This is a genomic window from Vibrio sp. D401a, from assembly GCF_030248515.1.
In the GTDB taxonomy this organism is placed as follows: Bacteria; Pseudomonadota; Gammaproteobacteria; order Enterobacterales; family Vibrionaceae; genus Vibrio; species Vibrio rotiferianus.
The window spans coordinates 140,159-152,741 of record NZ_JAHGAI010000038.1; the positions used below are offsets into that span (position 1 = coordinate 140,159).

Annotated in this window: 10 protein-coding genes; 7 read left to right on the top strand and 3 right to left on the bottom strand. The window is 44.7% G+C overall.

Annotation, left to right across the window (positions count from 1 at the left end; genetic code table 11):
* Nucleotides 1-64: 64 nt before the first annotated feature.
* Together KIV41_RS16870 and KIV41_RS16875 are read left to right on the top strand one after the other, a co-directional pair.
* On the top strand, nucleotides 65-739 hold the full coding sequence (locus tag KIV41_RS16870; RefSeq protein WP_010446973.1) for a TRAP transporter small permease: 675 nt from the start codon (nucleotides 65-67) through the stop codon (nucleotides 737-739).
* A 3-nt stretch (nucleotides 740-742) separates the two neighbouring features.
* A complete protein-coding gene (locus KIV41_RS16875; RefSeq protein WP_285337057.1) occupies nucleotides 743-2,104 on the top strand; it encodes a TRAP transporter large permease in 1,362 nt (453 codons plus the stop codon).
* Nucleotides 2,105-2,131: 27 nt separating this feature from the next.
* On the opposite strand, the gene KIV41_RS16880 is transcribed toward KIV41_RS16875, so the two are convergent.
* The 3 genes from KIV41_RS16880 to KIV41_RS16890 form a co-directional block, all read right to left on the bottom strand.
* The gene (locus KIV41_RS16880) at nucleotides 2,132-2,314 is read right to left on the bottom strand and encodes a hypothetical protein (RefSeq protein WP_081641268.1); all 183 of its coding nucleotides are present in this window, start codon (nucleotides 2,312-2,314) and stop codon (nucleotides 2,132-2,134) included.
* Nucleotides 2,315-2,381: 67 nt separating this feature from the next.
* Nucleotides 2,382-3,731 carry a sigma-54 dependent transcriptional regulator gene (locus tag KIV41_RS16885; protein WP_252041757.1) on the bottom strand — a complete coding sequence of 450 codons (1,350 nt, stop codon included), beginning with the start codon at nucleotides 3,729-3,731 and terminating at the stop codon, nucleotides 2,382-2,384.
* Nucleotides 3,732-3,735: 4 nt separating this feature from the next.
* Nucleotides 3,736-5,541: an ATP-binding protein gene (locus tag KIV41_RS16890; RefSeq protein WP_252041758.1), complete on the bottom strand. Its 1,806-nt coding sequence runs from the start codon at nucleotides 5,539-5,541 to the stop codon at nucleotides 3,736-3,738.
* Nucleotides 5,542-6,066: 525 nt separating this feature from the next.
* On the opposite strand from KIV41_RS16890, the gene tig reads away from it, so the two are divergent.
* From tig to KIV41_RS16915, 5 genes are all read left to right on the top strand, one after another.
* A complete protein-coding gene (tig, locus tag KIV41_RS16895; RefSeq protein ID WP_010446997.1) occupies nucleotides 6,067-7,371 on the top strand; it encodes a trigger factor in 1,305 nt (434 codons plus the stop codon).
* Nucleotides 7,372-7,476: 105 nt separating this feature from the next.
* On the top strand, nucleotides 7,477-8,103 hold the full coding sequence (clpP, locus tag KIV41_RS16900; RefSeq protein WP_005430931.1) for an ATP-dependent Clp endopeptidase proteolytic subunit ClpP: 627 nt from the start codon (nucleotides 7,477-7,479) through the stop codon (nucleotides 8,101-8,103).
* 71 nt (nucleotides 8,104-8,174) lie between these two features.
* Nucleotides 8,175-9,455 (top strand): ATP-dependent protease ATP-binding subunit ClpX, encoded by a 1,281-nt coding sequence (clpX, locus tag KIV41_RS16905; RefSeq protein ID WP_045392833.1) that lies wholly within the window; start codon nucleotides 8,175-8,177, stop codon nucleotides 9,453-9,455.
* 130 nt (nucleotides 9,456-9,585) lie between these two features.
* Nucleotides 9,586-11,937: an endopeptidase La gene (gene lon / locus KIV41_RS16910; protein WP_010447004.1), complete on the top strand. Its 2,352-nt coding sequence runs from the start codon at nucleotides 9,586-9,588 to the stop codon at nucleotides 11,935-11,937.
* 192 nt (nucleotides 11,938-12,129) lie between these two features.
* The gene (locus KIV41_RS16915; RefSeq protein ID WP_010447007.1) at nucleotides 12,130-12,402 is read left to right on the top strand and encodes an HU family DNA-binding protein; all 273 of its coding nucleotides are present in this window, start codon (nucleotides 12,130-12,132) and stop codon (nucleotides 12,400-12,402) included.
* Nucleotides 12,403-12,583 lie beyond the last annotated feature (181 nt).

Below are 12,583 nucleotides of genomic sequence, written 5' to 3' on the forward strand. Positions count from 1 at the left end.
CGGCCCTCGTACGTTCCAACATATGGAGAGGGCCTCTTTTTCCGAATAATAACGTGATGTAATTATGGAACAGACATTTTTTGCCAAGGCCGGGCGAATCACCGATGCCATAGAAGAGACGTTGATAGCGTTCTTTCTTGGTGCTATGACCCTGCTGACGTTTGCCAACGTGATCTTTCGCTACGTCTTTAATGACAATATTCTTTGGGCTCTAGAATTAACGGTATTCATGTTTGCATGGATGGTTTTGGTCGGGGCGTCTTATGGTGTGAAGAAGCACTTTCATATTGGTGTCGATGTGATTATCAATATGGTCTCAGAGCCAAAACGTAAAATCTTTGCACTTCTTGCCTCTGCTTGCTGTTTGGCGTTTTCTATTTTGCTTTTGATCGGCTCTTGGAACTACTGGTATCCATTTGTCACTGAGCGTGCTTGGTATGAAACTGATGATATTCCTATGCCTGAAGTGTTTCAGTTTTTAGCTGAATGGCTCAATGAAGGCGAACGCTACGAGAAGCTACCACGATTTATTCCTTACTTTGCTTTGCCACTTGGGATGGCGTTACTCACTTTCCGTTTTGTACAAATTACTTGGCAAATTGCGACTGGGAAGCTGGATCGTTTAATTGCTGGTCATGAAGCAGAAGAAGAGCTAGAAGCTCTGAAAGAAGAGTTGAGCGAAGCCGCCGATGCGATTCCAAGTGGTTCAACGTCATCATCAGATCGTAAGGAGCAATAAATCATGGATATTCTGTTTTTATTCTTGATGGTTATTGGCTTCATGTTGATCGGTGTGCCAATTGCTGTCTCGCTGGGTCTTTCCAGTATTCTATTTCTATTAATGCATTCAGACGCGTCTTTAGCATCCGTTGCACAAACTTTATTTAATGCGTTTGCTGGCCACTACACTTTGTTAGCGATTCCTTTCTTTATCTTGGCCTCAAGCTTTATGTCTACTGGTGGTGTTGCTAAACGCATCATTCGCTTTGCGATTGCCATTGTGGGTTGGTTCCGTGGTGGCTTAGCCATGGCGTCGGTAGTGGCGTGTATGATGTTTGCCGCGCTATCAGGTTCGTCTCCAGCGACCGTGGTCGCGATTGGTAGTATCGTTATCGCGGGTATGATCAAAAATGGTTACTCGAAAGAGTTTGCTGCGGGCGTCATTTGTAACGCCGGAACGTTGGGTATTTTGATTCCACCTTCGATCGTAATGGTAGTGTATGCTGCGGCAACGGATGTGTCGGTAGGACGAATGTTCCTTGGTGGTGTGATTCCGGGCTTGCTTGCTGGTGTCATGTTAATGATCGCCATCTACATTGCCGCGAGGATTAAGAATCTACCTAAGCAACCATTTGTGGGATGGAAAGAAACGTTTGATGCAGCCAAAGATGCGAGCTGGGGCTTGTTGCTGGTGGTGATCATTCTTGGTGGTATCTATGGCGGTATTTTCACACCAACAGAGGCTGCGGCGGTTGCGGCAGTGTACTCATTCTTTATCGCGAACTTTATCTACAAAGACATGGGACCATTTGCTGATAAACAAGATACCAAACCAGCGATAGTAAAAGTGATTCAAACCTTTGTACATAAAGACACTAAGCATACCCTCTATGAAGCGGGTAAGCTGACAATCATGCTATTGTTTATCATCGCCAATGCCTTAATTCTAAAGCACGTACTTACTGAAGAACGCATTCCGCAGATGATTACCGAATCCATGCTGTCAGCGGGTCTCGGACCAATCACTTTCTTGATCGTAGTAAACGTTCTGCTGCTGATTGGTGGTCAGTTCATGGAACCATCAGGCTTGCTCATCATCGTTGCGCCTTTGGTATTCCCGATTGCAATCGCACTCGGTATCGATCCTATTCACTTGGGCATCATGATGGTGGTCAATATGGAGATAGGTATGATAACCCCACCAGTTGGGCTCAACTTGTTTGTGACTGCTGGGGTCGCGAAAATGTCTATGATGAATGTAGTGAAAGCTGCTTTACCGTGGGTGGCCGTGATGTTCTTGTTCCTCATAATCGTTACTTATGTGCCATGGGTATCGACGTGGTTACCAACAACACTAATGGGGCCAGAGATTATTACTAAGTAAATGGAAAACTACAGATGAGGAGGTGAACTAAACCTCTTCATCTATTGATTTGTGGATCGATGAGCGAGGATCTGGGTTGACTCTTCGTTCATATCCATTCCACTTCTTATTACTTTTACGGCGTTCTTCTCCTGAACGCCTCTCCTCTTGATAGTGGCCATCAATTATGACGGTGTCACTGATGAACGGTACTCTGATTTTTTCACTCATACTCAAAGAAACCATGATTGCTTGTTCGTCTAAAAAGTATGGTTCAATTTAGGTGAGTGAAGAAAGCTCAACTGCCATTTTCTTTATATATGTCTTTATCTATCCGATAACGTTGCATCTTGTCGTACAGAGTTTTTCGAGGCACATTCAATTGTTCCATGGTTTGCTTAATGCTACCGCTATTTTCCAGCAATGCGTTCTCTATTGCGGCCTTCTCGAACTCAGCAACTTGCTCAGATAGGCTTGAAATGGTTGGGGGGGCGGATGGTGCTTCGCTTAATTGAGAGAGTTTGCCTAGCAAAACAAATCGTTCTGCCGCATTACGTAATTCACGCACATTGCCCGGCCAGTCGTGTGCGATCAACTGGGCCAAATCTTGGGGAGATAGACTGGGTGAGGTTTTTCCGTAACGTGATGCGGCGACCAATAAGAAGTGGTGGAACAGAGCAGGGATGTCTTCTTTACGTTCCCGCATTGGCGGCAAATCGAGGGTGACAACATTAAGGCGATAATAGAGGTCTTGTCTAAATGTACCTTCTTCGGCAGCCTGCTTTAAGTCGACCTTCGTCGCAGCAATAACCCGAATGTCCAGTGGCAGAAGCTCGTTAGAACCAACACGTTCAATCACTCTTTCTTGAAGCACTCGGAGTAAACGTATTTGTGCCTGAATTGGCATCGATTCAATTTCATCTAAAAATAGAGTTCCGCCCTGAGCAAACTCAAACTTACCGATACGGCGACTTTCTGCTCCTGTGAAGGCACCTTTTTCATGACCGTACAACTCGCTCTCAATCAGGTTTTCAGGCACCGCACCGCAGTTTACCGCGACGAAGTTATGATTGCGGCGGGAGCTCTGTTCATGCAGAGAGCGGGCGATCAATTCTTTACCTGTTCCTGTTTCACCAAACAACAAGATGTCTGCATTCGTATCAGCGATGTGGCCAATGGTTTCGCGTAGCATTTGAATACTTGGAGTTTCCCCGATGATTCTTGGTCCAAGTGTTTTACTGGCTTTGAGTGATTGGCGTAACTTACGGTTTTCATTGGTTAGTTGACGTTTTTCAATGGCGCGTTTAACGGTTTCAAGCAAATGCTCAGGTGCGAAAGGTTTTTCAATAAAGTCATAAGCTCCTTGATGAAGGGCTTGAACGGCCGTAGAAATATCACCATGGCCAGTGATCATGATGACAGGCAAATCCTCATCGCGTTGACTAAGTGTGGTCAGCAAATCCATACCAGAAATGCCTGGCAAACAGATATCTGTGATTACAACACCTGCCTTTTCACCTTGTTGCATCGCAATTAGGGCCGATTCAGCGTCAGGAAAGAAGCAAGCATCGATTTCGGCTAGTTCAAAAGTTTGCTCGATTGCAAGTCTGAGATCTGCTTCGTCATCAATAAAAAACACCTGGCACATGGTCTCATCCTTCTGAAAGTTTGGCACTGGTTGATGTCATTGGTAGGCAAAGAGAGAATCGAGCACCACCTTGTTCTCGATTCTGTGCACTTAACTTACCGTTCATGCTGGCTAAAATTTGCTGTGAGATAGAAAGCCCCAAACCTAAGCCATTTTGTTTGGTGGTTAAGAATGGCTCACACAGTTCTGAAAGTGTGAACTCACCGAGTCCAGCGCCATTATCGTCAACATGAATCCATACGAGCCGGGACTCTTCGTCTTGCTCAACGGATAGCACAACCTGTTTGTCTTCTTTTTCTTTAAGGGCCTCTAACGCGTTGGTCAGTAAGTTCACCAGCACTTGTTCGAGCTGAATGGGATTAATCTGCACTTCAACATCTTGTTCTATCAAATTTGTTTCTAACGTTACGCGAGCCGATTTGAATGCAGGTTTCATTAACTCTTTGACTGAGGCCACAACAGGTAAAAGGTGAACACGAATCAGTTCATTACCACTGGTTTTCTTCGCGAAGGAGCGTAATTGTTGACTAATGTTGGCCATTCTGTCGGTGAGTGCAGAAATGCGTGTCAGGTTGTCTTCAACGCGATCAAATTTCTCTTTTTGTAGAAAGAGTTTACCGTTCTCAGCAAAGCTACGAATTGCCGCGAGAGGGTTGTTTAGTTCATGGCTAATGCTTGCTGACATTTGCCCTAATACTGCCAGTTTAGCGGCCTGTATTAGCTCATCTTGTGTGAGGCGTAATACTTGCTCTGTTTCTGCTCGTTGGGCAATTTCGGCTTGAAGCTCAGCGGTTCGTGCCATGACTTGAAACTCCAGCTTTTGATTGGCCTCTTGCTGCACTCGTTCTAGTTGGATGTGGCGTTGTTGGCGGTGGTAGATAAGCTGTCCGATGAGGAACAAGATCGTAAAGGACAGCGTGAGCACGAGCAGATAGCTCATTGTTGTCCATAACACAGAATGACGCGGAGAAATCACTCGGATTGTTAGCCCCAACTGAGGCAATGGCATAGAGGAAATAACCAGGGTTCCTTTATTGTACGGATAACCCTGTTTTGCTTCAGTATGTTGCTCTTCTAAGTTACCGACTAAATCAAGGCTGACGATTTCGGTATCTAAATACTGTTTGCTTGCCCAAACCTGTGCTTTCTGTGATTCACTGAGCGGTTTTAGGCTTTTAAATAACCAATCAGCGCGGCTACTCATAAAAATAATCCCGGCAGGATCGCTTGCAACAAATACGCTTGCCGCTTGTTGCCAGATGTCTTCTATTTTACTTAGATCCATTTTTACCACCACTACACCAATAGCACCGCCTGCATAGATAATGGGGTAGGAGTAGTAATAACCCCGCTTACCCGAGGTTGAACCAAGTGCATAATACTGACTATTACTGCCGACGATGGCTTGTTTGAAATAAGGACGAAAGGCAAAATTTCGACCGACGAATGATCGCGGTTTGCGCCAGTTACTCGCGGCAATGGTCGTGCCATACTGGTCAATTAAATAGGTATCAGCGGCTTCGATAACCTCATTTACGGATTCAAGGTAACGATTAGTGATTTCAAGCTGAGCGCTATTGTTTGGGGTGAGCAGTGCGTCAATCAGGGGGGCGTCTTTTGCTAATAAATGAGGGATATGCGCGTATTTATCGAGCTTGTTCTGAATATGACTAGAAAAGCGTTCGAGTTGTGATTGGTGTTCGTCGAGTAGGTCTTGATAACTGTGCTGCCAAACCCACCTACCGCCAAGTAGTGCGCAGAAGAAATATGAGGTGAAAAAAAACAGCAAAATACGGCGACGCTGTGACATCCTTTCATGCTCCTAATTCTTCATAAGTCCATGTAAAGAAATGTTAATGGTTTGTTTGAACGAATGGCGAAATAGTTTCCAACTCTGTGGAGTAAAACAAGAGCAAGATCTCTTTTTAGGCTTTTCGATAAAAAAACCAGTCGATTCTCTTGAAAAAGTCGCTATTGTCCCCATTCTAGATATGGCTAGCGTATATAGGCGTTAGATAAGAGCCCGATTGAGTGAAAATGAGGTCGGCGTTTGAGAATTTAGCACAGACAATGCGCAGATAGTGGCGATTGGCTCGACAGGGTTACAACAGATCGCTAGAATGTCGCGTCTAAAATTCTGTCCTGAGGCTAATAGGAGATACCTTTAGCAGGTTTGTTGAAGATATCACTGATTAGTCCGGCACTGAAATTCAGTGTCGATACTCGATTTTAAATTAAGTGTTCGGATAGAGCACTACACAAGGATGAAGCGTTAACTCCAGAGAGTTCGCTCATACGCTCGGAAACACCGAGCCACTTTAGAGGTTTATATATAATGCAAGTTACTGTTGAAACGCTAGAAGGCCTAGAGCGCCGTCTTAACATTACTGTTCCAGCTGCAAACATCGAAGATGCTGTTACAGCTGAACTACGCAACATCGCTAAAAACCGTCGTTTCGATGGTTTCCGTAAGGGTAAAGTGCCTCTAAAAATGGTTGCTAAGATGTACGGCAAAGCAGTACGTCAAGACGTTCTTGGTGAAGTTATGCAACGTCACTTCATCGAAGCGATCGTAAAAGAGAAAATCAACCCAGCTGGCGCACCAACTTTCGCTCCAGTTGAAAACAACGAAGGCGCAGACCTAGTATTTACTGCAACTTTCGAAGTTTACCCAGAAGTTGAGCTAAAAGGCCTAGAAAGCATCACAGTTGAAAAACCAACAACTGAAGTTAACGATGCAGACGTAGAAGAGATGATCGAAACTCTACGTAAGCAACAAGCTACTTGGGCTGAAGTTGAAGAAGCTGCAGAAGCTGGTAAGCGCGTAAGCATCGACTTCGTTGGCTCTATCGACGGTGAAGAGTTTGAAGGCGGTAAAGCTGAAAACTTCCCACTAGAAATGGGCGCAGGTCGCATGATCCCAGGTTTCGAAGACGGTATCGAAGGTAAAACTAAAGGTATGGAATTCGAAATCGACGTAAACTTCCCAGAAGATTACCACGCTGAAAACCTAAAAGGTAAAGCAGCTAAGTTCGCTATCAAAGTGAACAAAGTTGAAGCTCGTGAACTACCAGAACTAAACGACGAGTTCGTTTCTAAGTTTGGTGTTGCTGAAGGTGGCGTTGAAGCACTTAAAGCTGAAGTTCGTAAGAACATGGAGCGTGAGCTTAAGCAAGCTATTAAGACTCGCATCAAAGAGCAAGCTATCGACGGTCTAGTTGCACAAAACGACATTGACGTACCAGCGGCACTTATCGAACAAGAAATCCAAGTTCTACGTCAACAAGCTGCACAACGCTTCGGTGGTAACCCAGAAGCAGCTGCACAGCTTCCACGTGAACTGTTCGAAGAGCAAGCTAAACGTCGCGTAGTTGTAGGTCTTCTACTAGGTGAAGTAATCAAGTCTGAAGAACTAAAAGCTGACGACGAGAAAGTTAAAGCGCTAATCGAAGAAATGGCTACAGCATACGAAGATCCATCAGAAGTTGTTGCTTACTACGAGCAAAACGAGCAAATGATGAACAACATGCGTAACGTTGCTCTAGAAGAGCAAGCTATCGACGCGATCATCGCTAAAGCACAGGTTACTGAGAAAGAAGTAAGCTTCAACGAGCTACTTAACCAACAACCTGCTGCTTAATAAGCAATATCTTGCGTAGAAGGTTGACTTAACGTCGACTATTCTGCTAACAATGGTCCGTGTGATACTTATCATCCGGGCCATTTATTTTAGGGACATAAGAATATGAGCTACCAAGAAAAAAATGCAATGTCGCCAATTATTGACGCGCTAGTGCCAATGGTGGTTGAACAAACTTCCCGCGGCGAACGTTCTTACGACATCTACTCACGCCTATTGAAAGAGCGTGTGATTTTTCTAACAGGTCAAGTGGAAGACCACATGGCAAACCTTGTCGTGGCTCAACTACTTTTCCTAGAATCTGAAAATCCAGATAAAGACATTTTCCTATACATCAACTCACCAGGCGGCAGCGTAACTGCAGGTATGTCTATCTACGACACTATGCAGTTTATCAAACCAAATGTAAGTACTGTATGTATGGGTCAAGCTTGCTCTATGGGGGCGTTCCTGCTTGCAGGTGGTGCGCCAGGTAAGCGTTACGTTCTGCCTAATTCACGAGTGATGATCCACCAACCATTAGGTGGCTTCCAAGGTCAGGCTTCTGATATTCAAATTCATGCTCAGGAAATCCTGACCATCAAGCAGAAGCTAAACAACCTATTAGCAGAACATACTGGCCAGCCTCTTGAAGTGATTGAACGCGATACCGATCGTGACAACTTCATGTCGGCAGATCAGGCAGTAGAATACGGTATTGTGGATGCAGTGTTGAGCCACCGCGGCGAGTAATTTAGCCAGCGCATTTTGGCTAAATTTGATATACACTCATTCATAAAGAGTAAAGGCTAAGAGGTTAGCGAATGACAGATAAAAGCAAAGAAAGTGGTAGCGGCAAATTGCTGTACTGCTCTTTCTGTGGCAAAAGTCAGCACGAAGTTCGCAAGCTAATCGCAGGTCCGTCAGTTTACATTTGCGACGAGTGTGTCGACTTATGTAACGATATCATTCGCGAAGAAATTAAAGATGTTCTCCCTAAGAAAGAATCTGAAGCGTTACCAACGCCAAAACAGATCCGTGAACATCTTGATGACTATGTGATCGGACAAGATTACGCGAAAAAAGTGCTCGCAGTTGCGGTATATAACCACTACAAGCGTTTACGCAATGGTGATACAACGAGCGAAGGTGTGGAACTTGGTAAGAGTAACATCCTTCTAATTGGCCCAACGGGTAGTGGTAAAACACTGCTTGCTGAGACGCTAGCTCGATTCTTGGATGTGCCATTTACAATGGCTGACGCAACCACATTAACCGAAGCGGGTTATGTAGGTGAAGACGTTGAAAACATCATCCAGAAGCTTCTGCAAAAATGTGATTACGATGTAGCTAAGGCTGAACGCGGCATTGTATACATTGACGAAATTGACAAGATTTCTCGTAAAGCTGAAAACCCATCAATTACGCGTGACGTATCTGGTGAAGGTGTTCAGCAGGCGCTACTAAAACTTATCGAAGGTACGGTTGCGTCGGTTCCACCACAAGGTGGCCGTAAGCATCCGCAGCAAGAGTTCCTACAAGTGGACACGTCTAAGATCCTGTTCATCTGTGGTGGTGCATTTGCTGGCTTAGATAAAGTGATTGAACAGCGTGTAGCGACAGGCACAGGTATTGGTTTTGGCGCAGAAGTGCGTTCTAAAAACGAAACCAAAACGGTCGGTGAACTATTTATGCAGGTAGAGCCTGAAGATCTAGTGAAATACGGCCTGATTCCTGAGTTCATTGGTCGTCTGCCGGTAACAACAACACTGACAGAGCTTGATGAAGAAGCGTTAATTCAGATCCTTTGTGAACCGAAGAACGCTTTAACTAAGCAATACGCAGCATTGTTTGAGCTAGAAGACGCTGAACTTGAGTTCCGTGAAGATGCGCTACGTGCTATCGCTAAGAAAGCAATGGAGCGTAAGACTGGTGCTCGCGGTCTGCGTTCAATTCTAGAAGGCGTTCTGCTAGAAACCATGTACGAACTGCCATCAGCGACGGACGTAAGTAAAGTCGTGATTGATGAATCAGTCATTAACGGTGAATCAGAACCACTGCTTATTTACAGCACTGCCGACAATCAGGCTGCTGGAGCAGAATAAATTCAGCCATGAATAAAAAGGAGGTAAGTAATTACCTCCTTTTTTTATTTCTCTTATTGAATCCAAACAATTAGCCCCCATATACTGCCTTAAGTAATACGTTAAACGTGAAAGCGGAAGAGAGAATTATATGAACTTGGAACGTTCCGAGCGTATCGAGATCCCGGTATTACCTCTACGTGACGTAGTGGTCTACCCACACATGGTTATCCCTTTGTTTGTTGGTCGTGAGAAATCAATTAGCTGTCTAGAAACAGCGATGGAAACGAACAAACAAGTGCTGCTTGTGGCGCAAAAGCAAGCAGACACTGATGAGCCATCCGTTGATGACCTTTTTGAGGTCGGTACAGTTGCGACGATTCTTCAACTTCTAAAATTGCCTGATGGCACAGTAAAAGTGCTAGTTGAAGGCCAACAGCGTGCCAAAATCAACCATTTTAAAGAAAGCGACTTCTTCTTGGCTGAAGCTGAGTTTATCGTGACTCCTGAATTGGATGAGCGTGAACAAGAAGTCATTGTTCGTAGTGCGATCAACCAGTTTGAAGGTTTCATCAAACTGAACAAGAAGATTCCACCAGAAGTTCTTACTTCACTGAGTGGCATTGATGAAGCGGCGCGTTTAGCCGACACTATCGCTGCGCATATGCCACTTAAGCTGGTAGATAAACAACAAGTTCTTGAAATTGTTGATATCACGGAACGTCTAGAGTTTTTGATGGGTCAAATGGAATCTGAAATCGATCTGCTTCAGGTCGAAAAGCGAATCCGTGGTCGCGTTAAGAAACAGATGGAGAAATCTCAGCGTGAGTACTACCTGAATGAGCAAATGAAAGCGATTCAGAAAGAACTTGGTGAGATGGAAGATGCGCCTGATGAGTTTGAAACACTGAAGCAAAAGATTGAAGAATCGAAAATGCCTCAGGACGCACGTGAGAAGACAGAACAAGAGCTGCAAAAGCTTAAGATGATGTCTCCAATGTCTGCAGAAGCGACAGTGGTACGTAGCTACATCGACTGGATGGTAAGCGTGCCTTGGAACAAGCGTTCTAAAGTGAAGAAGAACCTAGCGAAAGCAGAAGAGATTCTAAACGAAGACCACTATGGTCTAGAGCGTGTGAAAGAACGTATTCTGGAGTACTTAGCGGTACAAAACAGAATCAACAAGCTGAAAGGTCCAATCCTTTGTCTTGTTGGTCCTCCTGGTGTTGGTAAAACATCGTTGGGTCGCTCAATCGCTGCAGCTACAGGCCGTAAGTACACACGTATGGCACTGGGTGGCGTGCGTGACGAAGCAGAGATCCGCGGTCACCGTCGTACTTACATTGGTTCATTGCCAGGTAAGCTTATTCAGAAGATGTCGAAAGTCGGTGTGAAAAACCCACTATTCCTTCTGGATGAAATCGACAAGATGTCTTCAGATATGCGTGGTGATCCATCATCAGCATTGCTAGAAGTACTAGATCCGGAACAAAACAATGCATTTAACGATCACTACCTAGAAGTAGATTACGATTTGTCTGATGTAATGTTCGTCGCGACGTCTAACTCGATGGATATTCCGGGTCCACTACTTGATCGTATGGAAGTGATTCGTCTTTCTGGTTACACAGAAGATGAGAAGCTAAACATTGCCAAACGTCACCTTGTTGATAAACAAGTGAAGCGTAACGGTCTGAAGCCAAACGAAATTACTATCGAAGATTCAGCGATCATCGGCATTATTCGTTACTACACGCGTGAAGCGGGTGTACGTAGCTTAGAGCGTGAGATTTCTAAGATCTGCCGTAAAGCAGTGAAGAACATCCTGCTTGATACAAGCTTGAAGTCTGTGACGGTGACAATGGACAACCTAAAAGAATACCTAGGTGTTCAACGTCATGATTTTGGTAAGGCGGATGACAGCAACCGTATTGGTCAAGTAACTGGTCTAGCTTGGACACAAGTTGGCGGCGATCTACTAACGATCGAAACGGAAGCGATGCCTGGTAAAGGTAAGCTGACTCAAACCGGCTCTCTTGGCGACGTAATGAAAGAGTCGATCCAAGCGGCAATGACGGTTGTACGTTCACGTGCTGAAAAGCTGGGTATTAACTCAGACTTCTACGAAAAACGTGACATCCACGTGCACGTACCAGAAGGTGCGACACCAAAAGATGGCCCAAGTGCGGGTATCGCAATGTGTACTGCACTAGTTTCTAGCTTGACGGGTAACCCAGTAAAAGCAGAAGTGGGTATGACAGGTGAAATCACACTACGTGGTGAAGTTCTACCTATCGGCGGCCTAAAAGAGAAGTTACTTGCGGCACACCGTGGTGGCATCAAAACGGTACTGATTCCGAAAGACAATGAGCGTGATTTGGAAGAGATTCCAGAAAACGTTATCGCAGATCTGCAGGTTATCCCAGTACAGTGGATCGACGAAGTTCTGAAAGTTGCACTAGAGCGAGACCCTACCGGGGTTGAGTTTGAAGCTAAAAAATAGTGATGTGCAGCAAAAATAAGTAAAACTTTACGCTGATAGGCCCAAAAAGGCTTGTCAGCGTTTTTTTTTGGCACTAAGTTAAGTTCGACAGCTGTCAGCCCTTTAGGAATAAGGCCTGAAGCTACTTTATTTTTATATGGAACGAAAAGTCATCACAAAAATAATCACAGATGACACAAAGGGGAAATCACAGTGAATAAAACTCAATTAGTAGAAAAAATCGCAGAAAATGCAGACATCTCTAAAGCGTCAGCTGGCCGTGCTCTAGATGCATTCATCGAAGCTGTTGGTGGCACACTGCAATCAGGTGACCAAGTTGCTTTAGTTGGCTTCGGTACTTTTAGCGTTCGCACTCGTGCAGCTCGCACTGGCCGTAACCCTAAGACTGGTGAAGAGATCCAAATCGCAGAAGCGAAAGTTCCTTCATTCAAAGCTGGTAAAGCTCTAAAAGACGCTTGTAACTAATACTAGCGATCTTATCTCGGTTTCTGAGCCTTCGCGTTTTGCGTGTTTTTTGTTCAAAATGCTTATTTTGAACAAAAATTTACAAAGTCTCTGCCGAACTTTTTGAAATTATGCGCATCCTACTGATGCGCATTTCTTTTTCTGATATTATCGCGTCATTACATTTTTCTATTGGAAGCGT